At 73.1% G+C, this 23,765-nt stretch carries 18 protein-coding genes and 1 pseudogene; 8 read left to right on the top strand and 11 right to left on the bottom strand.

Annotated features, from left to right (window positions below; translation table 11 throughout):
- Nucleotides 1–17: 17 nt before the first annotated feature.
- A complete protein-coding gene (locus tag ACFWRO_RS16290; protein WP_384510243.1) occupies nt 18–1,370 on the bottom strand; it encodes a serine hydrolase in 1,353 nt (450 codons plus the stop codon).
- A gap of 391 nt (nt 1,371–1,761) precedes the next feature.
- Here ACFWRO_RS16290 and ACFWRO_RS16285 point away from each other — a divergent pair, with 391 nt between their 5' ends.
- Complete coding sequence (locus tag ACFWRO_RS16285) at nt 1,762–3,660, top strand: NAD-binding protein (RefSeq protein ID WP_384510507.1); 1,899 nt, start codon at nt 1,762–1,764, stop codon at nt 3,658–3,660.
- A 30-nt stretch (nt 3,661–3,690) separates the two neighbouring features.
- On the opposite strand, the gene ACFWRO_RS16280 is transcribed toward ACFWRO_RS16285, so the two are convergent.
- The 6 genes from ACFWRO_RS16280 to ACFWRO_RS16255 all read right to left on the bottom strand — a co-directional run bounded on the left by ACFWRO_RS16280 (nt 3,691) and on the right by ACFWRO_RS16255 (nt 9,793).
- Complete coding sequence (locus ACFWRO_RS16280; RefSeq protein ID WP_362417766.1) at nt 3,691–3,936, bottom strand: hypothetical protein; 246 nt, start codon at nt 3,934–3,936, stop codon at nt 3,691–3,693.
- Between the two features lie 62 nt (nt 3,937–3,998).
- The gene (locus ACFWRO_RS16275) at nt 3,999–4,475 is read right to left on the bottom strand and encodes an NUDIX domain-containing protein (RefSeq protein ID WP_384510239.1); all 477 of its coding nucleotides are present in this window, start codon (nt 4,473–4,475) and stop codon (nt 3,999–4,001) included.
- A gap of 23 nt (nt 4,476–4,498) precedes the next feature.
- A complete protein-coding gene (locus tag ACFWRO_RS16270; protein ID WP_384510236.1) occupies nt 4,499–5,233 on the bottom strand; it encodes a D-Ala-D-Ala carboxypeptidase family metallohydrolase in 735 nt (244 codons plus the stop codon).
- A gap of 266 nt (nt 5,234–5,499) precedes the next feature.
- A complete protein-coding gene (locus tag ACFWRO_RS16265; RefSeq protein WP_384510505.1) occupies nt 5,500–6,738 on the bottom strand; it encodes an FAD-dependent oxidoreductase in 1,239 nt (412 codons plus the stop codon).
- A gap of 140 nt (nt 6,739–6,878) precedes the next feature.
- A complete protein-coding gene (locus ACFWRO_RS16260) occupies nt 6,879–8,345 on the bottom strand; it encodes an FAD-dependent oxidoreductase (RefSeq protein ID WP_384510233.1) in 1,467 nt (488 codons plus the stop codon).
- A complete protein-coding gene (locus tag ACFWRO_RS16255) occupies nt 8,342–9,793 on the bottom strand; it encodes an FGGY family carbohydrate kinase (protein ID WP_384510230.1) in 1,452 nt (483 codons plus the stop codon). The genes ACFWRO_RS16260 and ACFWRO_RS16255 overlap by 4 nt, the downstream gene beginning before the upstream one ends.
- 384 nt (nt 9,794–10,177) lie before the next feature.
- Between ACFWRO_RS16255 and ACFWRO_RS16250 the strand changes: the two genes are divergently transcribed.
- Nucleotides 10,178–11,152, top strand: a complete 975-nt coding sequence (locus ACFWRO_RS16250) for a hypothetical protein (protein ID WP_384510228.1) — start codon at nt 10,178–10,180, stop codon at nt 11,150–11,152.
- A gap of 42 nt (nt 11,153–11,194) precedes the next feature.
- Nucleotides 11,195–12,734: pseudogene (locus tag ACFWRO_RS16245) on the top strand (amino acid permease).
- Nucleotides 12,735–12,857: 123 nt separating this feature from the next.
- On the opposite strand, the gene ACFWRO_RS16240 reads toward ACFWRO_RS16245, so the two are convergent.
- Nucleotides 12,858–13,622 (bottom strand): GntR family transcriptional regulator, encoded by a 765-nt coding sequence (locus tag ACFWRO_RS16240; protein WP_384510225.1) that lies wholly within the window; start codon nt 13,620–13,622, stop codon nt 12,858–12,860.
- A gap of 202 nt (nt 13,623–13,824) precedes the next feature.
- Here ACFWRO_RS16240 and ACFWRO_RS16235 point away from each other — a divergent pair, with 202 nt between their 5' ends.
- Nucleotides 13,825–15,165, top strand: coding sequence for a DUF2252 domain-containing protein (locus tag ACFWRO_RS16235; protein WP_384510223.1), 1,341 nt, complete (start codon nt 13,825–13,827; stop codon nt 15,163–15,165).
- A gap of 112 nt (nt 15,166–15,277) precedes the next feature.
- Here ACFWRO_RS16235 and ACFWRO_RS16230 read toward each other — a convergent pair whose 3' ends face one another.
- Nucleotides 15,278–16,666: an FAD-dependent oxidoreductase gene (locus ACFWRO_RS16230; protein WP_384510221.1), complete on the bottom strand. Its 1,389-nt coding sequence runs from the start codon at nt 16,664–16,666 to the stop codon at nt 15,278–15,280.
- Nucleotides 16,667–16,691: 25 nt separating this feature from the next.
- Entirely contained in the window at nt 16,692–17,069 is a 378-nt protein-coding gene (locus tag ACFWRO_RS16225; protein ID WP_384510218.1) for an ArsR/SmtB family transcription factor, read from the bottom strand.
- A 128-nt stretch (nt 17,070–17,197) separates the two neighbouring features.
- On the opposite strand from ACFWRO_RS16225, the gene ACFWRO_RS16220 reads away from it, so the two are divergent.
- The 4 genes from ACFWRO_RS16220 to ACFWRO_RS16205 all read left to right on the top strand — a co-directional run bounded on the left by ACFWRO_RS16220 (nt 17,198) and on the right by ACFWRO_RS16205 (nt 21,894).
- Nucleotides 17,198–19,117: a heavy metal translocating P-type ATPase gene (locus ACFWRO_RS16220; protein WP_384510215.1), complete on the top strand. Its 1,920-nt coding sequence runs from the start codon at nt 17,198–17,200 to the stop codon at nt 19,115–19,117.
- Between the two features lie 59 nt (nt 19,118–19,176).
- On the top strand, nt 19,177–19,932 hold the full coding sequence (locus ACFWRO_RS16215) for a hypothetical protein (protein ID WP_384510212.1): 756 nt from the start codon (nt 19,177–19,179) through the stop codon (nt 19,930–19,932).
- A 115-nt stretch (nt 19,933–20,047) separates the two neighbouring features.
- Nucleotides 20,048–20,560: a toxin-antitoxin system, toxin component gene (locus ACFWRO_RS16210; protein WP_384510209.1), complete on the top strand. Its 513-nt coding sequence runs from the start codon at nt 20,048–20,050 to the stop codon at nt 20,558–20,560.
- Between the two features lie 14 nt (nt 20,561–20,574).
- Nucleotides 20,575–21,894, top strand: coding sequence for an MAB_1171c family putative transporter (locus ACFWRO_RS16205; protein WP_384510206.1), 1,320 nt, complete (start codon nt 20,575–20,577; stop codon nt 21,892–21,894).
- 25 nt (nt 21,895–21,919) lie between these two features.
- Here ACFWRO_RS16205 and ACFWRO_RS16200 read toward each other — a convergent pair whose 3' ends face one another.
- A complete protein-coding gene (locus ACFWRO_RS16200) occupies nt 21,920–23,746 on the bottom strand; it encodes a trypsin-like serine protease (protein ID WP_384510203.1) in 1,827 nt (608 codons plus the stop codon).
- Nucleotides 23,747–23,765: the final 19 nt, after the last annotated feature.

Here is a 23,765-nt window from a genome sequence, read left to right as displayed (position 1 = left end):
CGCCGCGCGACCGGCGGTCACACGCTCCCGTCGCCCCGCCCGGCCGATCTGCGGCGCCAGACCCAGAGCGAGAGCGCGGCGCCGAGCGACGCCCCCACCAGGGCGAGCGGAAGCCCGGCCCAGGGTCCCGAGGGCACGTCCTCGTGGCGTACGGCCTTCCTGGGTCCGGCGAGCGCGGCCACGTCCTCGGAGACCGTCGCCGCGCCGGCCCGCTGCTCGGTAAGCGCGTCAGGACCGGTCGCCGCACCGGCCTTGGGACCTGCCTTGGGGCGCGCCTCGGTGGCGGCCTTGGGACCCGCCTTCGGGCCCGCCTGTGGTGCGGCCCCCTTCGCCGGCTTCCCCGTGGCCTTCTGCACCTGCCGTTCCTTCGACCGGTCCCGTACGGCCGACGGAGCCAGGGAGCCCACCGGCTGGACCCGTCCCGCCGCGTCGAAGCCCCAGTCCAGCAGCGTCCGCGCCTCCTCGTACACCGCGAGCCCGCCGCCCCACTGCGGGTTCATCACCGACACGACCAGCGTCCGCGAGCCCTGCCGGGCGGCCGCGATCAGGGTGTTCCCCGCGTTGGTGGTGTAGCCGTTCTTCACGCCGATGAGCCCGGGATAGCGGCTCACGCCGTCCTCCCCGGTCAGCAACCGGTTGGTGTTGCGGATGCCGTACGACCAGCCGCCCGCGGGGAAGTCCGCGTACGGCGTGGAGCAGTACCGTACGAAGTCCGGGTCCTGCAGCCCGGCCCGGCCGAAGAGTGCCAGGTCGTAGGCGGAGGACACCTGCCCCGGCGCGTCGTACCCGTCCGGGGAGACCACCCGGGTGTCACGCGCCCCCAGCGCGCGGGCCTTGTCCTGCATCTGACGGGTCATGGACTCCCAGCCGCCGTTCATCGCCGCGAGCACCCGTACCGCGTCGTTCCCCGAATTGAGGAAGACCCCGTTCCACAGGTCCGAGACCTTGTACGTGAGCCCGGCCTGGACCCCGACCATGCTGCTGCCGCTGCCGATCCCCGCCAGCTCCGATTCGGAGACCGTGTGCTGCTCCCGCTGATCGATGCGGGGGAGCGCGGTCACGGCGAACAGGGTCTTCAGCGTGCTGGCGGGCGGCAGCCGCCGATGCGCGTTGCGGGCGGCCAGGACCTCGCCCGTGGAGGCGTCCGCCACCAGCCAGGAGAGCGCGGAGACGGAGGACGGCGCCTCCGGCCCGCCGGACATCGGCTGGACCTGGGTCCCGGAGCGGTGGAGCCGGGCGGGATCGATGAAGCGTTCGGCAGGAGGCGTGGGTTCGGTGACGGTGGAGGCCGCGGCCATCGGTACGGGCAGCACAAGCAGCAGCGCCGCGGCACCGGCGGCAGCGTGGCGGACAGCTGACATGACGATCATTCAGCCACCGTAGGAAGAGGGACCGCCCCTCGCAGATCGAAGTGCGCCGACCGGCGTACTAGGAGTGGCGTACGGGCGGTTTCCGGGCTTCGCCGGGGACTCGTCCGTGCTTCGTCGGGGGCGAGTGACGGGTCCCGTAAGGCCTGGGAGCGACGGCCCGGGCGGTGCGGACAGTGCGGACGGTCGGGCTCCGGAACTCGGGCCCCTGGGCGGTGGCCGGAGTGTCGGTGGCGCACGGCATGCTGGTGACGTGTCCTCACTTCCGTACCAGAGCATGCCCGTTCCGCCGGAACCCGCGCGGCGGTCGCCCTCCGCCGACCCGCAGGGCACGCCCCTCGGCGCGCCCGCGTCGCGGCCCGACCGGCTCCCGCCGCCCGCCCCCGCCGGTCACATGATCGTCTGCGGTGACGACGTCCTCGCGCACCGGCTCGCCCACGAGCTCCATGATGTGTACGGGGAGCGGATCACCCTCCTCGTACCCGCGCGGGGCGACGAGCCGCAGGCGCCGTCCGGCCGTCCGGGGCGCGCCGCGTCGCTCTTCGGCCGGGTGACCGCCGCCATGACGCGTACGCCGGTGGGGGACCAGCGCGCAGTGCCCGAGGGCCGGTCGATCCGGCTGGTCGAGACGGTCGAGGTCGACGACGGAGTGCTGATCGACGCGGGGGTGGAGCGGGCCGCCGCGCTCGCCCTCGTCCATGACGACGACGAGACCAACATCCGGGCCGCCCTCGCGGCGCGGCGGCTCAACCCGAGACTGCGGCTGGTCATCCGGCTCTACAACCGCAAGCTCGGCCAGCACCTGGAGACGCTCCTGGACCAGGCCGCCACGGTCGTCGAGCCCGGCCTCGACCCCAAGGAGCTCGACGCGGCGACGACCGTGCTCTCCGACGCGGACACCGCGGCGCCCTCGCTCGCGGCCACCGCCGTCGCGGGTACGAGCAAGGTCGTGCAGGCCGGCGGACTGCTGCTGCGCGCCGTCGAGCGGACCCCGCCCGTACGGGGCGAGGTCGCCGACCCGGGGCTCTGCACGCTCGCGCTGCTCTCGGCGACCACCAACGACCCGGCAGGCGTCGAGGGCGCCGAAGGCAGTGGCGCCCAGGGCCCGCTGCTGCTGCCCGACGACCGTGCCGTCGCCGCCGCACCGGGACGGGGCACGGTCGCCCTCGAAACGATCACGTACGCGGGCCCCACGCTCTCCAACAAGCGCTTCGGCGCCTCAGCGCTGCCCATGGGCTCGTTGTTCTCCCGCCGGCTGCGCTGGTCGCTCGCGGGCGTCACCGCCGCCGTCGGGGCGATCGCCCTCGCCACCTGGCTCACCACCGGCTACCACCCCCTGCACGCCGCGTACCTCACGCTCCTCGACATCTTCGCCATCGGAGACCCGGCCGTCGAGGAGACGACCGGCCGTCAGGTGCTGCAGATCCTCGCCGGTTTCGTCGGACTCCTCCTGATGCCGGTGCTGATCGCGGGCATCCTGGAGGCCCTCGGCACCTTCCGCAGCGCGACCTCGCTGCGCCGCCCGCCCCGCGGGCTCTCAGGGCACGTGGTGCTCCTCGGCCTCGGCAAGGTCGGCACCCGCGTCCTCGCCCGGCTGATACGCCTCGACATCCCCGTGGTCTGCGTCGAGTCCGACCCGGAGGCGCGTGGCATCGCGCTCGCCCGCCGGCTGCGGGTGCCCACGGTCATCGGTGACGTCACGGAGGAGGGTGTCCTGGAGGCCGCCCGGATCCACCGGGCGCACGCCCTGCTCGCGCTGACGAGCATCGACATCACCAACCTGGAGGCCGCGCTCTCCGCCCGCTCCGTCAAGCCCGACCTCCGGGTCGCGCTGCGGCTGTACGACGACGACTTCGCCACCGCCGTCTACCGGACCCTGCGCGCCGCCCACCCGGAGGCCCTGACCCGCAGCCGCAGCGTGTCGCACCTGGCGGCCCCCGCCTTCGCGGGCGCCATGATGGGCCGCCAGATCCTGGGCGCCATCCCGGTGGAGCGCCGGGTGCTGCTCTTCGCGGCCGTGGAGGCGGGCGGCAACCCGTTCCTGGAGGGCCGTACGGTCGCCGAGGCATTCCGCCCGGGGGCGTGGCGGATCATCGCCCGCGCCACCGGTTCGACCCCCCTCGTCAGGCACTCGGCGGGCCTCGTCTGGCAGCTGGAGCCGGACCGCGTCCTCGGAGTCGGCGACCGTGTCCTCGTCGCCGCCACCCGCCGCGGCCTGGCCGAACTCCTCGGCCGCCACCCCCGCCCCCCGCGCCAGGAGCGGCCCGACTCCAGTCGCCACAGGACGAGCTGACCGCGCGCCCAGGGGACAGCGCTCAGCCGCTCATCCCGTTCGGCCTAGGTCGGCGGCGGGGGAGGCGCGCAGGGCCGATACGAGGTGCAGCAGTCTCGCCTCGTTCCCGGAGAGGCCCGCCGCGCGCAGCGCCTCGTCGGCCTCGGCCATGGGGTGGGTGAGCATCGCCGCCGCGTACGGCACGAGGTGCGGATCGGTCAGCACGGCCTGCGTGGACTCCAGCAGACGGAGGTACGCCTGGGCTGCGGCGCGCTCACGGACGGTGATCGTGGTCATGTCGGGCTCCCTCTCGACAGGTTGGCGACCTCCACCCTCTCGTACGGGTCTGACAATCGGGCTCAGCCCCGCCCGTTCAGCCACTCCGCGAGCCGTTCGAGGAAGATCCGCTGGCCCGGAACGAGCAGCGGAGCGGCCGCTTCCGGGGCGAACCAGCCGACCCGGTCGATCTCCGGGAACTCCCGCAGGACCCCCGAGCCGCGCGGCCACTCCATGGTGAAGGTGCCCGGCACGACCCGGGTCGGGTCGAGATCCGCCTCGACCGCCCAGATCGTGACGGTCTTTCCGCTCGTCTGCCGCGCCTCGCCGAGCGCGATCCGCTCGCCGTCCGGCGCCGGCAGGCCGAGCTCCTCCTCGAACTCGCGGCGGGCAGCGGCCTCCGGTCTCTCCTCGGGGCCGTACTCGCCCTTCGGGATCGACCAGGCGGAGACGTCCTTCGACGCCCAGAAGGGCCCGCCCATATGGCCGATGAGTACCTCGAAACCGCTGTCCGCCGCTCTGCGGAAGAGAAGGAGCCCAGCGCTGCGCTTGTCCGGCATACCGCCCAGTGTCGCCGAGCCGCTCAGATACCGCAGCTACTCGCCGACCAGAAGCGCGAGGCGCGGGTGTCCACGTGCGCGTGGTCGCCGTGGCCCGGGTAGCCGGGGCCGAGGATTCCGTTGAAGCCGTGGTTGCGCGCCTGCTTCGCCAGCGTGCACAGCGACGGGGAACCCGTCAGGTCGATGCCGTCGCCGTACAGATGGCGGCTGTCGGAGGCACCGCCCACCGCAGCGTTGCAGGCGTGCGAGCGGAAGCCGCTGCTCACCGAGATCGGCACGTCGCCCAGCGCGTGGCGCAGCGCCTCCAGCTTCCACATCGCGCGCAGGGCGTTGGACCTGGCGGTGGCCGCGCTGACCGCGCCGCCGGAGAAGTCGCCGTTGCACTTGTTGAGCTCGGCGTAGGTGAAGTGGACGGGCGTGCAGTCCGCGTCCTGGAGGGCGTACAGCTTCGCGAAGGTGGCGGGCCCGGCGACGCCGTCCGCGCCGAGACCGTACGCTTGCTGGAAGCGGGTCACCGCGGCCTGGGTGGCCGGGCCGTAGGCGCCGTCGGTCGCGAGGACTCCGCCGTAGCCGGGATATCCGGCCACCCGGATCTGCAGCTGGGTCACGTCCGCGCCGGACATGCCCGAGGAGAGCGTACGGCCCCAGGTGTAGCACTCGTCGGCGTGCGCCGTGCCGGCCGTGGCGACCGTTCCCGTGAGGGCGGCGGCCACCACCAGGAGTGTGGCGAACAGGGATCTGACCATGCGCCGGACCATGACACCTCCGTGTCGGAACTGGGCGGGATCTCCACCCGCAGCATCCGTCATGAACATGACCACGAGGGTGGGGGGAGGTGACGGGTCGGTCAAGGGTTCCGCGCATCTGCCAGTGGCCCAGGCCACTGGCAGGTCGGACCGTGACCGCGAGGCCACCGGCTCGGGTCGGACCGTGCCCCTCACGGTCGCCGGTCCGGTCGGACCGTGGCTCTCACGGTCACGGGCCCGGGTTCGACCGTGCCCCTCACCGTCGCCGGCCCGGGGAGTCAGACCGTGACCCGCACCGTCACAGGACCGCCTGCCGGATCGACCTCGCGCGCCCAGCCTGCGGGCACGCGCACCGAGCGATGCGGCCACGCCGTACCCAGGAGCCGGACGAGATGGAGGATCCGGCCGTCCTGGCCGACCTCCACGACCGGCCGCGCCAACGGCTCGCCGACCCGCAGCAGGAACGGGCGAGCCGCGGTCCCCTCGGGCGGCGGAAGGGAGATCCGGTTCGGCGCCACCCACCGCACCGGCCCCTCCACCCGCAACGGCACCGCCGTCACCGGCCAGGGCTCTCCGGCCAGATACCGCAGTACGGCATCGGCCGCCGCCCGCCCCTCGGCCGCCGCGGTCCCCGCCGACTCGACCCCGCGCAGGACGTTCCCCGCAGCGAAGACGCCCGCCGTGGCGGTGCGGTGGGCGGCGTCGACCGAGGGGCCGCGCGTACCCGCGTCCAGGGGCACCCCGCCGGCCCGGGCCAGTTCGTGCTCCGGAATCCAGTCGCCGGTGAACACGGCCGTGTCGCAGCCGATCAGGCCCTCCCGGCCGTCGGCACGGCGGACCCGGACGCCCGTGAGCAGCCCCTGGCCGAGCAACTCGGTGACCGTGGTGCCGGTCAGCAGTGGTGGCGGCGGGAGCGTGGTGAACCGCCGGGGCGATCGGGGCTGTTCCGTGACCATCGCCACCACGTCGACCTGGGCCCGGCGCAGCGCCCGCACCGCGTGGTGGGCCACCGGTTCGGCGCCGATCACGACGGCACGCCGCCCGAGCCGCTCCCGCCGCACCCCGTACAGGTACACGGACTGCTGCAGTTCGCCCGTCGTCAGCACTCCGGCCGGCCGTGTCCCCGGCACGAGCCGTGCGCTGCGCGGCCGTTCGCGCGCGCCCGTCGCCAAGACCACCGCCCGCGCCGTGATCCGCTCCAGGCCGGTCGGGGCCGTGACGTCCAGGGTGAGCGGCCCGGACCAGCCGGTCACCGACACACCCGTACGGACCGTGGCCCCGGCACCGCCCGCCGCGCGCGCAAGGCGGTACGCGTACCCCGGCCCGTCCAGCGGGCGCCCGAAGTCGGCGAGGCCGAAACCACCGTGCGCGCAGTGGCGCGGCACCCCGCCGGCCTCCCGCTCGCGCTCCAGCACCTCGACCCGGTACCGGCCCGCGCCGCCCGCGGCGAGCCGCCCCGCCGCGGCAAGCCCGGCAGGCCCCGCGCCGACGACGAGGACGTCGACGAACCGGTGCACGGCTCCGACGGCGGGCCCTACCAGGCCCGCGTTCAGGTCCACGCCCAAGCCAGCGTTCAGGCCGACGTTCAGACCCGCGTCCAGGTCCACGCCCAAGCCCCCGTCCACGCCCACCTCCACGGGTACGCCCCCGGAACCGCTCACCGCTCCCGCCACGGCCGCCCCACCCCCTCCTCGAACAGCGAGCGGACCGACGCACCGCAGGAGAATCCCTGGCACCGGCCGCCCCGCGCCCGCGTCCGGCGCCGCAGCCCGTCCAGCGAGGCGGGCGGGACCGTGGAGGCGAGGGCCGCCCGGATCTCGCCTCGGGTCACCCGCTCGCAGTGGCACACGATCGACCCGAACTCCGGGTCACGAGCGATGAGTTCGGCGTCCCGGTACGGACGCGGGAAGGCCTCGCCTAGGTTCGGCATCCGGACCGGGGCGAGCGGCCGCTCCGCCCCGAGCGCGAGGCCGCACTCAGCGAGGAGCTCCACCATGTGCGCGGCGATCGCCAGGGAGGCCGTCAGTCCGGTCGACCGGATGCCGCCCGCCGTGACGTACCGCAGCCCGGGGTGCGCGGCGCACCGGTAGTCCTCGTCCTCGGTGGCGGCCCGGAGCCCCGCGTAGACCGCGGTCACCTCCTCGTCGAGGAGCGCGGGCAGCACGCGACGCCCCTGGGCGCGCAGGGCCGCCAGGCCCTCGGCGGTCGTTCCGGTGGCCGTCCGGTCGTCGAGGTTCTCCGCCGTGGGGCCGAGCAGCACCTTCCCGTACACCGTCGGCGCGACCAGAACTCCCTTGCCCAGAACGCCCGGTACGGGCAGGAGGATGTGGCGGACGAGCGCGCGGGCGAAGGAGTCGAAGACGATCAACTGCCCGCGTCTCGGCGTCACCGTGAAGTCCCGGCGCCCGAACAGGGCGTCGAACCGGTCCGCGTAGAGCCCGCAGGCGTTGACGACGTACCGGGCCCGCAGCACTCCCCGGGGTGTGACCAGCCGGTGCGGAGTCCCCGGATCAGCCTTCTCCACCCGGCAGTTGAGATGCAGATCGACCCCTGAGCGCACGGCCTGCGTGGCGTACGCGAGGGTGGTCGTCCACGGGCAGATGATCGACTCCCCCGGCACCTCGAGCGCCCCCAGTGCGCCCGGCCCCAAGTGCGGTTCCCGCGCCCGCAATTCGTCCGCGCCCAGGGCGCCGGTCGTGCGATGGCCGTTGCGTGCGGCCTTGTCCGCGAGGCGGGGGAGTGCGGCCAGCTGCTCCTCGTCCCAGGCGACGAGGAGCGCCCCGAGCGGCTCGACGGGGATCCCCGTCTCCCGCGCGTAGTCGAGGAGCAGGCCCTGCCCCTCCCGTACAAGACGCGCCTCCAGTGAATCGGGCACGGCGTCGAAACCCGTGTGCAGGATCGCCGTGTTGGCCTTGGACGTGCCCTCACCGACGTCCCCGGACGCCTCGACCAGCGCGACCCGCAACGGCCGGCGGGCCAGCTCGCGCGCGACCGCGCACCCGACCACTCCGGCCCCGACCACCACGACGTCGTACTCGGCGCCGAGCGCCGAGGTGTCCGGGAGCGTGCCCGCGCGGGTCACCGCCCCGAGCCGCCGATCTGGCGCCGGCCGGTGCGAGGTCATGGGCGCGACGCCCCCTCGGCCCCGTCGAGCAGCCCCGCGACGGCGGTACGGAACCGGCCCATGCGCTCGGCCGCCTCCGCTCCGGTCACGGCGGGTTCGTAGACGGCCGACGGCTTCCACTCCGGTACGGCCTCGTGGACGGCGAGCCCCGGGTCGAGCCCGAGCCGCGCCACCGCGCCGACCCCGAGCGCCGTCGCGTCGGGCAACGCCGAGACCTCGACGGGGAGTTGGAGAAGATCCGCCTGGGTCTGCATCAGGAGCGCGGAGCGGGTGAGGCCGCCGTCCACGCGCAAGGAGGTGAGCGGTCGGCCGAGGTCGGCCGCCGCCGCGCCCGCCAGCTCGACGACCTGCGCGGCGATCCCCTCGCAGAGCGCCCTGACCAGGTGTCCGGCGGTCGTGTCCAGGCCGAGCCCCTGCAGGGAGCCGCGGACGTCGCCCCGCCACCAGGGCGCGGCGAGGCCCGCCAGGGCCGGGACGAAGGTGACCCCACCGCTGTCGGGTACCGTCCCGCCCACCGCGTCGAGCTCCCCGGCGCCGGACAGCACTCCGAGGTCGGTCAGCCACCGCACGGCGGACGCGGCCGTGTACACCTGCCCGTCCAGGCAGTAGCTCGTACGGCCCCTCAGCCGCCAGGCCACGCAGCTCACCAGGCCCGAGTCGCCGCGCCGCGGCGCCGAACCCGTCTGGGCGAGGAGGAACGCCCCTGTGCCGTAGGTGCACTTGGCCGCGCCCGGGGCCGTGACACTCTGCGCGAGCAGGGCCGCCTGCTGGTCCACGAGCAGCCCGGTCAGCGGGATCGGCCGGCCGAACGCCGTCGTCATGCCGACGTGCGCGTCCGCGTCGACCACGTGGGGCAGCCGTTCGGCGCCCAGTCCGTAGACGTCGAGGGCGGGCGCGGACCAGGAGACCGAGTCCAGGTCGAGGAGCCCGGTGCGGCCCGCCGTCGCGGCATCGGTGACGAACGCGCCCGTCAGCCGGTGCACCAGCCAGGCGTCGCTCGTGGTGACCACACCTGCCCCGGTGAGCCGACGGCGGATCCAGGCCATCTTGGGAGCGGCGAAATAGGGATCGAGCGGCAGTCCGGTCCACTGCCTCAACTCGTCGGCGTGGCCCGCGAGTTCTGTGCAGAGCTCGTCGGCCCTGCGGTCCTGCCAGACGAGCGCGTCGGTGAGCGGTTCGCCCGTCGCTGGATCCCAGGCGAGGACGGTCTCGCCCTGGTTGGCCAGGCCCACGGCCGCGACCGGGGTGTCCGCCTCGGCGAGCGCGGCCCGGCCGGCGGTGACCACGGAGTCGTACAGCTGCGCCGGATCGACTTCGACCAGGCCACCGGGCAGGTAGCGGGGCCGTACGGGCGCGGAGCCGGTCCCGATGACGCCCCGCTCGGGGCAGACGACGAGCGCCTTGGTCCCCGACGTTCCCTGGTCGACGGCGAGCACCAGACCCGTCATCACTCGTCCTCCTGCCCTCGAGGGGTAGCGGGCCTTGATCGCGGAACCGGCAAGACTGGTGCACGCGCCGCGTCCCGTCAAGCGGATCGGGGACCGTCCGTCGGCTCGCGTCGTGGGAGGTGATGCGTGGTCATATTCGTTCTGTGGCCGGATAGTTACGGTCAGATCCGAAAGCCGATCGCGATGATCCGGCGGAGCCTATAGTGATCGCCGATCACCGCCGGTCATCGCCGATCACCGGCCGCTACACCCCGCCCGGGACACCGACGGGACCCCGCCCGGACACCGACGGGGACCCCATCGGGACACCCGCCGGGACACCCAACGGGGGCCCGCCCCCACCCACCGAGGAGCCATGTCACCCACCGCACGTCCCGTTCCGTGATGGCAGGGCACGGCTTCCGGCCCGTCTACCATCCGGCGGGCCACGACCACGCCCTGCGGAACGCGGTCCAGGACCTGCGGACCGGCCGCTGGGTGTCGACGGCCCGATTACTCGACGAGACACCCGGCTGGGCCGACTGGACGCGGCGCACCCAGGTGCTCGCCACTGTCGCCGCCGGCGGCGATGTCGTCGAGACCTGGCGGACCGAGCAGCCGGACAGCGTTCCCGCGCTCGTCCTGTACGCGCGCGTCGCCGTCGAGCGGGCCGTACGCGCCCACCGGGGCGGCCACCCCCGCACCCGCGAACTGTGGCAGGAGGCCTGGACCGCCTGCCGCCGCTCCACCGAAAGCGCGCCCGCCGACCCCGTCCCCTGGATCTGCCTGCTCGCCCTCGCCGCCCTCGACGACCGGCAGCGCATGCCGGAGCACCGGCTGTCCCCGCCCGCGCCGCTCCTCCCACTCGGCCCCTGGGGCTTCCTCGCCGAGGCCGAACGGCGCGACCCGGAGAACCGCGAGGCGCACCACCGGATGCTCCAGTTCCTCTACGTCCGCCGCGCGGGCTCGTTCTCCGAGGCCGTCAACTACGCGCAGTGGGCCGCCGGTTCGGCCCCCACCGGCTCGGCCCTGCACGCCCTGCCGCTGTACGTCCGCGTGGAGCGCTACCGACGGGAGCACGGCCACACGCACGCCCTCGACCTGCACTGGGTCGCCGAGGACGCCGTCCGTGACGCCCATCAGGCCCTCCACTCCTGGTTCCTCTTCTGCGCCACCGACGAGGCCTCCCTACTCGACCTCAACCACCTCGCCCACGCCCTCTTCGGCGCTCAGCGCTTCGCGGACGCCGCCCGTGTCTTCGAGGCCCTCGGGCCGTACCACACGGTGCTGCCCTGGGCGTACCGCACCGACCGCCCCGACGACCGGGCCCTCGCCACCGAGTTCTTCGTACGCGCCCGCGCCCGCTGTCTCGACCCCTGACCCCCCGCTCCGCCCTCTTCCCCCCACCCTGGAGGTACCGGCATGTCCCGCACCGCCCCCGTCGACGAGACACTCAGGCCCCGCGAGGGCGGCGGCCAGGACGACGACGAGGCCCGGCTGAGAGAACTCGGCTACCAGCCCGTCCTGGCCCGTCGCATGGGCGGCTTCGGCAACTTCGCCATCAGCTTCTCCGTGATCTCGATCCTCTCCGGATGCATGACGCTCTACGGTTTCGGCCTCGGCACCGGGGGCCCCGCCGTCATGCTGTGGGGCTGGGCGGGCGTCGGGCTCTTCGTGCTCTGCGTCGGCCTCGCGCTCGCCGAGGTAACCAGCGCCTATCCGACCTCCGGCGCGCTCTACTACATGGCCGACCGGCTGGGCGGCCGACGCTGGGGCTGGTACACCGGCTGGCTCAACCTCCTCGGGCTGCTCGGCGCGATCGCCGGCATCGACTACGGCGCCGCCCTGTTCACCGGAGCCTTCCTCAACCTCCAGTGGGGCATCGTGCCCACCGCCGAATCGACCTTCCTGATCTTCCTCGCCATCCTGCTGCTGCACGCCGTCCTCAACCTCTTCGGCGTACGACTCGTCAGCGTGCTCAACTCCATCAGCGTCTGGTGGCACCTCGCGGGCGTGGCCGTGATCGTCGGCGCGCTGGCGTTCGTCCCCGACCGCCACCAGTCAGCCGAGTTCGTCTTCACCGAGTTCGTCAACGACACCGGCTGGGCCAACCCGTTCTACGTCGCCGCCGTCGGCCTGCTCCTCGCCCAGTACACCTTCTCCGGCTACGACGCCTCCGCCCATCTCTCCGAGGAGACCTCCAACGCCTCGGTCAGAGCCGCCAAGGGCATCGTGCGGGCCATCTGGGTCTCGTGGATCGCCGGTTTCGCCCTGCTCGCCGGACTGACCTTCGCGATCCAGGACTACGCGGGCACCCAGAACAGCGCCACGGGCGTACCGCCGGCGCAGATCCTCCTCGACGCGCTCGGCTCGAGCGCCGCCACCGCGCTGCTGCTCGTGGTGATCGTGGCCCAGCTCTTCTGCGGCAACGCCGAGGTGGCCGCCGCCAGCCGGATGGTCTTCGCCTTCAGCCGCGACAACGCCCTGCCGGGCTCGGCCCTCTGGCGGAAGGTCAGCAGCCGGACGCAGACCCCGGTGCCGGCGGTCTGGCTCGCCGTCGGCGTCGCCGCCCTCCTCGCCGTCCCCGTCCCTCTACTCCGCCACCGCCTACGGCGCCGTCACCGCGATCAACGTCATCGGCATCACGCCCGCCTACGCGATCCCCATCTACCTGCGCCTGCGCGCGGGGAAACGGTTCACCCCGGGGCCGTGGAACCTGGGCCGCTGGAGCCGCCCGATCGGCTGGATCGCCGTCGGCTGGGTCGCGATCGTCACCGTGCTCTTCTGCCTGCCCCAGAAGTCGCCGGTGACGATCGACTCGATGAACTACGCGGTCATCGCACTGGCCGTGGTCCTCGTCCTGGCCAGCGTGTGGTGGTACGTGGCGCGACGCTCGTACGGCACGCCGTCGGCGTACGGAACGACGCGTGAGGAGGCGGAGATCGAGGAGGGGATCGTCTGACGGATCCGCAGCATTGGATGTCGGATCCAGCGCATGGGATCCGTGATCGCGGACTCAGATATCGGATATTGGACATCGGATATTGGATCCATGATCCTGGATATTGGATCCGATCTCCCCGCGTCAGCCGCTGAACTCGTAGGTCCAGGAGACCCCCTGCGCCGCGCAGTCGATGTCCGTGATCTCCAGCGCGTGCCCGTGCTGGTCGCACACCACCCGGTGGACGGCCAGCCGGGGCGCCCCGCCCCCGACGCCCGTCGGGCCGCCCGGTGGCACTCCGATCGACTCCCGGCGGGTGAGCCGGAGTCCGGCCTGGTGCATCCAGTGGTAGAGCAGCCGCATGTCCGGGTGGAGGACGGAGCCCCTGGTCCGCCGGTACTTGGCGAGCTGCGGGATCTCGCTCAGCGCCGACCGCGAGAACCAGGACACCGACCGCTGCATCGGTGTCCCGCCGGGCGAGAGGACGACGTGACGGTGGACGAGGGTCGGCTCGCCGGGTACGAGCCCGAGTCGCGTCATGAGTCCGGCCGGCGGCGCCTCCCAGGTGAGCGAGGTGCGCACGAGGGCGTCGGCTGCCTCCGTGCCGCCGGGGAAGAGCTGCCGGCGCACCGTCAGGGCGGGTTCGCCCGGCTCGTGTCCGCCGCCCGCAGCGAAGGTGCCGCGCCGGTCGGTGACGACCAGCCGTTCCTCGCGCAGCAGTTGGAGCGCGCTGCGGACCGTCTGCCGGTTGACGTGGTAGCGGTGGGCGAGGGAGCGCTCGGACGGGAGCCGGCTGCCGGGTGCGATGTGCCGGCCGGCGAGGTCCTCCCGCAGGGCCGCGGCGACTCTCAGGTAGAGCGGGACCGCCGTGAGGTGCTCGGGCTCCGGTGCGGGTGCGGCTTCGGTCATGGTGATGCAACCCCTCTCTTTGCTCAGCGTGACAGTCTGGTCCGCAGGGGTGATCAATTCCTATCATTGGTCTAAACCATTAAGGAAGGGGTGGCGAAGGGGAGTGGCCGAAAGCCGGGGCGCCCCGGAGTGCGGACCGCGCCATCTGACCTTGTAATGAGTCTCAACCGAACGTGGCTGCGGAAGAGGCGGGTGAGGCCGGATGACGACACCGGCGGCGCGGGCCGAGGCGGGAAAGGCGGCCCGCAAGAGGGTGCCGCGGTCCTCCCACGGCCGCTGGATACCTTCCTCGCAGCGCCTCGACCCCTTGAGCGTCCTGGAGCGGCAGTCCGTCGACCGGGTGCCCGAACTGGTCCCGATCCGGTACGGGAGGATGGCCGTCTCGCCGTTCGCGTTCCTGCGCGGCGCGGCCGCCGTCATGGCCGCCGACCTCGCCCCGCAACGGCACACCGGACTCACCGTCCAGCTCTGCGGCGACGCCCATCTGCTCAACTTCGGCGTCTACGCCTCACCCGAACGGGCGCTCCTCTTCGATGTGAACGATTTCGACGAGACCCTGCCCGGACCCTTCGAGTGGGACGTCAAGCGGCTCGCCGCCAGCGTGGCCGTCGCCGCCCTCCAGAACGGCACCAGCAAGGCCAAGGCCCACCAGGCCGCCCTCGTCGTCGGCGAGGCGTACCGCGAGGCCATGAGCCGCCTCGCCGGCCTCGGTGAACTCGCCGTCTGGTACGAGCGGATCGACGCCGACGACCTGGCCCCGCTGGTGCGCCGGAGCCGCCGCGCCACGTTCGAGAGCCGCCTCGCCAAGGCCCGCCGTCGCACGAGCCTCCAGGCGTTCGGCAAACTCACGACCCTGGACGAGAAGGGGAACCGGCGCATCGTCGACGACCCCCCGCTCCTCGAACGGGCCACCGACATCGACCGGGTCACTCTCGGCAAGGTCTTCAGCGACTACCGCAGCTCGCTCTCCGAGGAGCGCCGGCTCCTCCTGGACCGCTTCCACTACGTGGACGCCGCCCGCAAGGTCGTCGGCGTCGGCAGCGTCGGCACCCGCTGCTTCATCCTCCTCCTGGAGGGCCGCGACGACGGCGACCCGCTGATGCTCCAGATCAAGGAGGCCGGCCGCTCCGTCCTGGAGGCGTATCTGCCGCCGACCCTGTACGGGCACCAGGGGCAGCGAGTCGTACGGGGCCAGCGCCTGACGCAGGCCGCGAGCGACATCTTCCTCGGCTGGATGACCGGACCGGAGAAACGGCACTTCTACTGGCGGCAGTTGCGCGACATGAAGGGCTCGGCCGAGGTCGAGCTGATGTCCCCGGCGATGCTCCGCGCGTACGCGGGTCTCTGTGGCCGCACCCTGGCCCGCGCCCACGCCCGCTCCGGCGACCGCATCGCCATCGCCGCCTACCTCGGCTCCTCGGACGTCTTCGACCGTGCCATCGCCGATTTCGCGATCCGCTACACGGACCAGAACGCCGACGACTACGCGGCCCTCGGCGCGGCGATCGCCGCGGGCGTGATCACGGCGGCGCCGGGCGTCTGACACCCGCCCGGCACCCGCCGAACCCGTAACCGGCGATCCGCGGCCAGGAGCCGGACCGGCCCTGGCCCGATAAAGAGAGAGCCGGACCAGCCCTGGCCCGAAAGGAGTCGGACTAGCCCTGGCGCCGCATCGGCGGCTCCGACGGAGTCTCCGGCACCGGGCCGAAGAGCACCTGCCGGGCGACGGCCGGGGCGAAGAGGGCGCTCATCGGCTCCTTCAGGGTCAGGACGGAGCGGAACGCGGCGCCCACCACGGGATCCCCGCCGTACCGCTGCTGGAGCCGGTGCAGGTACCAGCCCACCGGCCGGTCCACCGCGCGCGTGGTGATCCCGTTCCCCGTCGCGCCCGGCATCTTCCGGTCCGCCCCGGCCGCGATGTCCCAGGCCTGCTTGGACGCGTCGAGCAGCGCCTTCTGGACGGTCCGTGTGGTGGGCGTCCGCCGGGGGTCGGTGAGGACCCGGCGCAGGGCGACCGCGCTCATCGCGGCGACGGCCATGCCCTGCCCGTACACCGGGTTGAAGGCGCACAGGGCGTCGCCGACGGCGAGGAAGCCGGCCGGCCGGCGGCCGGGACGGTCGTACCGGCGGCGGACGTTGGCCGTCTGCCGGAAGCCGTGCACCGGGGACTGGGGCGTCGCCTTCGCCATCCACTCGCTCAGGACGGGGTGCGGGAGCTTCGCCGCGAACGCCTCGAACCCCTCCTCGTCGGTGGGCGGCAGGTCGTTCCGGAGCCCGGAGAGCGTGACCAGGTGGAGTCCGTCCCCCATGGGCAGCGCGACACCGCCGTACACCTGCCCGGGATTGGGGACGATGTTGAAGCCCACGGCGTCCATGCCGGGGTCGGCGGGCCCGCGGTACACGCGGGTCGCGTAGCCGAGTCCGGTGTCGATCGTCTCCTCGTGCGGGGCCTCCGCGCCGATGGCCGCGAGCCAGTCCGGGGCATGCGTGCCGCGCCCCGCGGCGTCGACCACCAGGTCCGCCTCCAGGCCGCGGCTCTCCCGCTCCTTGCCGGCGCCCCGCTCGCGTACGAGGACGCCGCGCACGCGGCCGGCGTCACCGAGGAGACCGACGGTCTCGGTGCCCTCCACGATCTCGATCCTCGGATCGGCGGCGACCCGGCGCCGAACCAGCCACTCCAACTGGGCCCGGGGCCCGGTGTAGAGGTGGGTGGTGGCCGGAAGACGGCTGAACCAGCGTCCGTTCTGCCACTGCACCATGTCCTCGGGCATGCCCACCCGGGGCGCGCCGAGCTCGCGCAGTTCGGCCATGAAACCGGGGAGCAGCTCGTCGAGAGCCTGCTGCCCGGAGTCGAGCAGCACGTGCACGTGCCGCGACTGGGGGACGCCCGGCCGGGCGTCCGGTCCCTCCGGGAAGCGGTCGCGCTCGACGACCGTGACCCGCTCCGCGTGTTCGCTGAGTACGCGCGCCGCCAGCAGGCCCGCGAGACTTCCCCCGATGACCACCGCGTGACGTGTCTCGCGGTGCCCCAACTCGTCGGTCATCCCCGCCCTTTCAAAGAAGTTCGGTCTAGGACGTACCAGTATCCACCGTCTCCCGGGGCACATCACGTGCGCCGAGCCGCAGATGCTCGATGTGGTACACGGCCTCGTCGAGGAGTTGGGCGACGTGGTTGTCGTACAGGCTGTACTCGATCCGCCGGCCCTGCCGCACGCCGGTCACCAGGCCCAGCGCGCGCAGCAGGCGCAGTTGGTGGGAGACGGCGGACTGTTCCATGTCGACGGCGGAGGCCAGTTCGGTCACTCCGCACGGCCCCTGCCGCAGCCGGGTGAGGATCATCAGCCGCGAGGGCGTCGCGAGGGCCTGGAGGGTGGCGGCGATCGTGGCCGCGGACTCCGCGTCCAGGTGGGTTGCCGGGGTCGTCCCGCCGTTCGCTCCGTGTCCCATGGCCTCATCGTAGTCGCGGCCCTGGAACGCAGTCGTAGGCGCGAAACTCATGAATGAAGACCTCTTCATGTATTCCGCTATGGTGGGCGCGTCAGCCACGCCGCCCACGTTCGAAGAGGTGCCCGCCCATGGCTTCCCCGGTGCTCGACGCGCGGACCGCCGCTTCCCCCGACAGGGCCGCGTCCTCCCACCGGCGCACGCGCGCGTGGGCCCTGCCCGAGGTCCGCTGGGCCGCGCTGTCCGCGCTCGCCTTCCTCCTCGCCCTGCCCCTCGACCTGGCCGGAGCCCCCGCCTGGGCCTGGGGCCCGCTCTACGCGGTCTGCTACGCCGCCGGCGGCTGGGAACCCGGCCGGGAGGGCCTCGCGGCGCTGCGCGAGAAGACCCTCGACGTCGACCTGCTCATGGTGGTCGCCGCCCTCGGCGCCGCCGCGATCGGCCAGTACCTCGACGGCGGCCTGCTGATCGTCATCTTCGCTGTCTCCGGCGCCCTGGAGGCGCTCGCCACTCGCCGCACCGCCGACTCCGTGCGCGGACTGCTCGACCTGGCGCCCGCGCGGGCGGTACGCCTCACGGCCGCCGGGACCGAGGAGCCGGTGGACGTCGCCGACCTGCGGATCGGCGACACCGTCCTCGTACGGCCGGGGGAGCGGCTGCCCGCCGACGGCACCGTGCTCGACGGGGCCAGCGACGTCGACCAGGCCGGCATCACCGGGGAGCCGCTGCCCGCGCCCAAGGCGCCCGGCGACGAGGTCTTCGCCTCCACCCTCAACGGCACGGGCGCGCTGCGCGTACGGGTCGACAAGGACGCGGCCGACTCCGTCGTGGCCCGGATCGTCGCCCTCGTCGAGGAGGCGAGCGCCACCAAGGCACCCACCCAGCTCTTCGTCGAGAAGATCGAACAGCGCTACTCCGTCGGCGTCGTCGTCGCCACCCTCGCGCTCTTCGCGATCCCCCTCGCCTTCGGCGCCGAGCTCACCCCCACCCTCCTGCGCGCCATGACCTTCATGATCGTGGCCTCGCCCTGCGCGGTCGTCCTCGCCACCATGCCGCCGCTGCTCTCCGCCATCGCCACGGCCGGCCGGCACGGCGTCCTCGTCAAGTCCGCCGTGGTCATGGAGCGCCTGGGCGCGGTCGACCGGGTCGCGCTCGACAAGACCGGCACCCTGACCGAGGGCGCGCCGCGCGTCACCGCCATCGAGGGCGACGAGGAAGCGCTCGCCCTCGCCGCCGCGGCCGAACTGCCCAGCGAACACCCGCTCGCCCGCGCCGTCGTGGCCGCGGCACGCGCGCGTGGACTGCGCATTCCCGAGGCGAGCGACTTCACGTCGATCCCGGGCGACGGCGTACGGGCCACGGTCGAGGGGCGGGAGGTACGGGTGCGCCGGGCGGCGGGCGAGCACGCCGACACCGCAGTCGAGGTCCTCGTCGACGGCACCCGCGTCGCGGTCCTCGCCTTCGCCGACCGGCTCCGCGACGGCGCCCCCGAGGCGGTCGCCGCGCTGGCCCGCCTCACCGGCGTCACCCCCGCCCTGCTGACCGGCGACAACGCGGGCGCGGCCGCCCGGATCGCCGAGCGGACCGGCATCACCGACGTACGGTCCGGGCTGCTGCCCGAGGACAAGGTCGCCGTCGTGCGGGAGTGGGAGCGGACCGGGTCGCGGGTCCTCGTGGTCGGGGACGGCGTCAACGACGCCCCCGCCCTGGCCGCAGCCCACAGCGGCATCGCCATGGGCCGGGCCGGCTCCGACCTGGCACTGGAGACCGCCGACGCCGTCGTCGTACGCGACGAACTGGTCGCCGTCCCCGCCGTCGTGGCCCTCTCCCGCCGCGCCCGCCGTCTGGTCGTCCAGAATCTGGTGATCGCGGGCACCTGCATCGGGGCCCTCGTCGTCTGGGACCTGGCGGGTCACCTGCCGCTTCCGCTCGGCGTGGCGGGGCACGAGGGGTCGACGGTCCTGGTGGGGCTCAACGGACTGCGCCTGCTGCGCGACGGGGCCTGGCGGAAGGCGGCCGGCGAGGGGCGGCTCGGAGGGCGGACGCCCTGGTGATGACGCCGGCGGCGATTGCTAGCCTTGAGCGGCCTCGTTCAACGACCCCGGGAGTGCGTGTGGCTGAGGGACCTGCTCCGGACCTGGTGGGCACGGTGCGTCGGATCGACGCACTGCTGGACCGCATCGGTCTGCACCGCGGGGACGTCCTGCGGGTGGAGGGCGAGGGCGGGCTCTCGTACGCCTCCGGAGTGTCGGTGGAGGAGATCGAGAAGCTGCTGCGGGGCGAACCGCTCGACGGGACCGGAAGCGGGAGCGGAACCGGGACCGGCGCGGACTCGGTCGAGGCGCGCCACCGTCGCGTGGTCGAACGGATCCTGTTCCTGCGCGCGACCCGGCTGCGGACGGCCGATTCGGGCATCAGACGGCCCCACTCGCTCGCGGAGATCGCCACCGCCGTGGGGACCAGCGCACAGTGGCTCGACAAGATGATCAAGACGGGCAAGGTGCCGAACCTCGACCACGCCGCCGGGATCGCGGCGTTCTTCGGGGAGAGGATCGAGTTCCTGGTCGCCGAACCCGCCGAGGCGCTGGACCGCGTCCTCCAGCAGATCCACAAGGACCTGCTGGAGCGGACCGTGGAGCGCCAGGACCAGGACCTCCAGCGGCTGCGCAACGGAGTGCCCGCGGGCGGAGTGGACCCGGAGCTCGGCGTCGTCGCCTTCGCGGCCCGAGCCCTGGTCGACGTACCGGACGACACAGCCCAGCCCCTGATCGCCCTGATCGAATCCGTCGCCCGTCGCTCCCGCGAGGAACGCGCACGGGAGACCCGCGCCGCTCTCGAACCGGGAGTGGGGCACAATGGCGTCGGTTGACCGCGGTGGACCGAAAACCGTGGCTGACCAGCGGTAGAGCGCAACGAACGATGTACGGGGGGCTGTGCGTCGGGATCGAATCAAGTGGGGGCACTCGGTGCTGGGTTCGCGTGAGATGAAGCGCCATCGTGACGAGCTGTGCGCGGGTCTGGGGGAGCCGCTGCCCGAAGGGCCGGTGGAGCTTCTGAACGCCATCTGCGCGAGCGCGGCGAAGCTCAGGGGAGCCGAAGTCCGTCTGATGCTCGAGGAGTTCCCGCCGGAGACCGTGACCGGCCTCTGGCTCGACATGGGTGACTACGACCTCATCGCGCTCGAGGCGAACACCTCGCCACTGCATCAGATCGTCATCCTCGGGCACGAGTTGTGGCACCTCAAGGAAGGGCACAGTGGTCACGGCGGCACCGCGGGCGCGATGGCCGCGGCGCGCATGCTGGGTGACCGCTGGAGCCTGAGCGACGCGGTCAGACACGTCGCCGCCCGTACGGAGCCGGACCTCGCGGAGGAGCGGCGCGCCGAGACGTTCGGCCGGATGCTCGCCGACAAGGTCAGGCCCTACCTGGAGGGCGCGCACAGCACGAATCGCTCGGTGGGTGCCACCGGCCGCATCTGGGCGTCACTCAAGGGCTGACGGGGCGAGAGAACGTGAACCTCTACATCCCCGCCGCGGCACTCGCCCTCGTACTGGTCGTCAAATTCCCCTACCTGGTGAAGAATTGGCGCAGTCCTGTGGTGCGCAGCGTCAACACCACGATCTTCCTGCAGGCCGCGGCGTTCTTCTTCGCCGCACCGCCGACGATCGTGGCGGTCAACGCGATGACCGGCGTCAGCAACTTCTCCGTGGTGCTCGTCTACTGCCTCCTCTGCGCCTACGCGTGCGCCTGCCTGGTCCTTCTGCAGAACTGGCGGGAGGACACCCGGTCGAAGCCCCGCACCCACCGCCGGGTCCGGCTCTACATCTGGTGCCACGGCGGCGTCGCGATCCTTCTCGCCGGCCTCTTCGCCCTGGGCGACGCGCCCGTGGAACGGCCGAGCGACTTCGAGACCTACTACGCCAACAGCCCCTTCATCCGCGAGATGGTGCTGCTCTGCCTCCTCACGACCACGACCGCGGCCGCCCTGGCGGCCGCCGGGTGCTGGAACTGGGCACGCGACATCCACTGGGGCGGCCGCGAATGGCGGACGGCGACGGGCGCCTCGCTGCGCCTCGGGCTCAGCTTCCTGGGCGCCGGGTTCCTGACCAACCTCACGTACGGGGTGGCGAAGTTCGTCGCGATCGTGGTCGTCTGGCAGGGCCGCGACGGCGAACCGATCAACCGCGCGGGCATGTCCTTCGCCGCCCTCGGCACCCTCCTCGTCGCCCTCGGCTTCCTGATCCCGGTCGCAGGACCCTGGCTCGCAGAGCGGGTGATCGGGCCACTGAGGACCCTCCGGGCCCTCGGCCCGCTGTGGCGCGCCGTCCGCTGCCCCGCCGATCGCCGGACCAGGGTGCGCCTCACCACTCCCTGGTACGCAGGTCCCGGCCGGCGCCTCACGGACCGCATGACCGACATCCACGACCGGACGCTGGAGCTTCTGGCGTACTGCTCGGAGGAGTTGCGCGCGGACGCCTGCGCCCGGGCCCGCGCCGGCGGAGCGACGGAGGCCGAGAGCGTCGCGACCGGCCTGGCCGCCATGTTCAAGGCGGCGGCCGCCGCCCGCGCCCTCGGCGGACCCGCCGACAAGGAGGAGGCCGCGGCGGCGGCCCGGGCGCTGCGCGCCGCCGAAGCCGAACACCGCGACCTCCTGGTCGGCGTCTCCCGCGCAATGTCCGCGGTGCCTGCCGTGTCCCCCGTCACCGCCGTCACCCCCGCTGCCCTCGTGTTCCCCGTTCCCCCCGTGTCCCCGGTCGCCTCCGTATCCGCGGGTACCCCCGTAACCCCGGATACCGTGGTGACGCGTGGACCGGTCGGGGGCGGGCCGTAGAGCGGCCCACCCCCTCGTCGGAAGGTCAGGGACGGGCCCACTTGGTGTTGGCGCCGCCGTTGCACTGCCACAGGCCGAGCCCGGAGCCGTTGGCCGTGGCCTGGCCCCAGACGTTCATGCACTGGCCGGGGTTGAGCACGGCGGTGATGGTGGAGTCGGCGTTGACGTTCCACTTCTGCTCGTCGGTGCCGTCGCACGGCGTGACCGAGACCCGGGCGCCCTGGTTCGCGCCCTTGTCGGCGGTCAGGCACCTGTCGCCGCCCACACGCAGCTCCTTGGCCGCGGTGGCGTCCCAACGCTGGTTCTCACCGGCCCAGCAGTCCCAGATCATCGCGCCGGTGGCGCCGTTCCAGTCCAGGCAGCGGCCGGACTGCGCGCCGATCAGCGTGGAGTTGGCCCAGCGGGGGCCGCCGTCGCTCGCGTGGACGACGAGGGAGTTGCCGTCGAGCGAGGTGTACGCGCCGGCGCCGTTCCACGTCTGGGTGGCCCAGAGGTTGCCGCCCTTGCCCTGGCCGCCGTCGGCCTTGTAGAGGACCAGGTTGCCGTCGTCCTGCATGTGCAGGTACGAGCGCCAGCTCCAGGTGTACTTGCCCCACAGCTCGCGGCCGGTGACCGCGTCGCGGAGCAGGGCGTTGCCCTGGATGTCCATCATCAGCACGGTCTGGCCGTTGGTCAGCCAGGCACCGGGCATCAGCTTCGCGCCGGAGGTGAGCTTGTCACCGCGGAGGTAGGTGTCGGAGTGCCACAGGTGGCCGCCCCGTCCCCAGCCGCCGTCCTTGGTGTAGACGACGAGATTGGCGTCGGACTGCAGCTCCACGCGGGCGCCGGCGTTGTTGTGCGTACCGGACTTCCACAGTGCGGTGGACGGATCGGTCTCCTTGCCGTCCTTCTTGTAGACGACGAAGTTGCCGTCGGCCTGCATCTTGGCGAACGCGCCCGGGTTGCCGCCGGTGCCGGAGATCCACAGGGCGCCGCCCTCGTTCTCGGCGCCGGTGCGGTGGTACAGGACCAGGTCGCCGTTGGTCTGCATGATGAGCTTGCCGTGCTGGGACGAGATCATCTCGCCGGGCCGCAGTATGTCCCCGGCCTTGAGGATGAAGGGGCTCTGCTTGACGGTCTCGATCCAGGAGGCGAGGCCGTCGGTGCGGGCGGCGATGGCGCCGGTACGGGTCTCGGTGACGGGCGCGCCGAAGCAACCACCCTGCCACGAGCGGCTGTTGACGCCGAGCAGGTTGCCGGCCGAGTCGAGGACCGGGCCGCCGGTGTCGCCCTTGCACAGCACGTCGGTGCCGTTGGTGGAGTCGAGCGCCAGGTCCGCGGCGGTGGTGCTCGTGACGGTGAAGCCGGCCTTGTGGATCTTGTCCGGCACCCACTCGGTCTTGGTGCGGCCGAAGCCGGCCGCCGAGACCTTGGCGCCGACCGCGGGCACGGCCGAGGCGAGCTTGACCGGCGTGACACCCTTCGCCGCGCGGTCCAGGCGGGCGAGGACCAGGTCGCGGTCCGTGCGCGGCACCAGCTCGGTGACGGTGAGCACCGTGCCGTCGCTCAGGGTGGCGGTCGTCTTGCGCGCGGGCTTGCCGGCGGGCACCGCGTCACCGGGGCGCTCGGCGAAACAGCTGGCGGCGGTGGCCAGCCAGAGCTCGTCCACCAGGGTGGCGGAACAGCCCCGGTTCTCGGGCCACGCGCCCACCGACAGCTGAACGGTGTGGTTGAGCGAACCGGCCGCGGCGGGCGTGCCGACGGCCGCCTGCGCCGTGCCGGCGGTGAGGCCCGTGAGCGTGAGCGGGGCGGCGAGAAGAGCCGCGCCGAGGGCGACTCCGAGCGAGGGTCTTGCGGGGTTCGGACGCTTCATTTCACTTCCTGGAAGCAAG

This window comes from Streptomyces sp. NPDC058579, from assembly GCF_042718575.1.
In the GTDB taxonomy this organism is placed as follows: domain Bacteria; phylum Actinomycetota; class Actinomycetes; order Streptomycetales; family Streptomycetaceae; genus Streptomyces.
This window is presented reverse-complemented; position numbering and strand designations above follow the sequence as displayed.

Bases quoted from the DNA above. Each gene is read 5' to 3' on its own strand.
- ACFWRO_RS16290 (WP_384510243.1), bottom strand. From the start codon at position 1,370: ATGATCGTCATGTCAGCTGTCCGCCACGCTGCCGCCGGTGCCGCGGCG.
- ACFWRO_RS16285 (WP_384510507.1), top strand. From the start codon at position 1,762: ATGATCGTCTGCGGTGACGACGTCCTCGCGCACCGGCTCGCCCACGAG.
- ACFWRO_RS16280 (WP_362417766.1), bottom strand. From the start codon at position 3,936: ATGACCACGATCACCGTCCGTGAGCGCGCCGCAGCCCAGGCGTACCTC.
- ACFWRO_RS16275 (WP_384510239.1), bottom strand. From the start codon at position 4,475: ATGCCGGACAAGCGCAGCGCTGGGCTCCTTCTCTTCCGCAGAGCGGCG.
- ACFWRO_RS16270 (WP_384510236.1), bottom strand. From the start codon at position 5,233: ATGGTCCGGCGCATGGTCAGATCCCTGTTCGCCACACTCCTGGTGGTG.
- ACFWRO_RS16260 (WP_384510233.1), bottom strand. From the start codon at position 8,345: ATGACCTCGCACCGGCCGGCGCCAGATCGGCGGCTCGGGGCGGTGACC.
- ACFWRO_RS16255 (WP_384510230.1), bottom strand. From the start codon at position 9,793: ATGACGGGTCTGGTGCTCGCCGTCGACCAGGGAACGTCGGGGACCAAG.
- ACFWRO_RS16250 (WP_384510228.1), top strand. From the start codon at position 10,178: ATGGCAGGGCACGGCTTCCGGCCCGTCTACCATCCGGCGGGCCACGAC.
- ACFWRO_RS16240 (WP_384510225.1), bottom strand. From the start codon at position 13,622: ATGACCGAAGCCGCACCCGCACCGGAGCCCGAGCACCTCACGGCGGTC.
- ACFWRO_RS16235 (WP_384510223.1), top strand. From the start codon at position 13,825: ATGACGACACCGGCGGCGCGGGCCGAGGCGGGAAAGGCGGCCCGCAAG.
- ACFWRO_RS16230 (WP_384510221.1), bottom strand. From the start codon at position 16,666: ATGACCGACGAGTTGGGGCACCGCGAGACACGTCACGCGGTGGTCATC.
- ACFWRO_RS16225 (WP_384510218.1), bottom strand. From the start codon at position 17,069: ATGGGACACGGAGCGAACGGCGGGACGACCCCGGCAACCCACCTGGAC.
- ACFWRO_RS16220 (WP_384510215.1), top strand. From the start codon at position 17,198: ATGGCTTCCCCGGTGCTCGACGCGCGGACCGCCGCTTCCCCCGACAGG.
- ACFWRO_RS16210 (WP_384510209.1), top strand. From the start codon at position 20,048: ATGAAGCGCCATCGTGACGAGCTGTGCGCGGGTCTGGGGGAGCCGCTG.
- ACFWRO_RS16200 (WP_384510203.1), bottom strand. From the start codon at position 23,746: ATGAAGCGTCCGAACCCCGCAAGACCCTCGCTCGGAGTCGCCCTCGGC.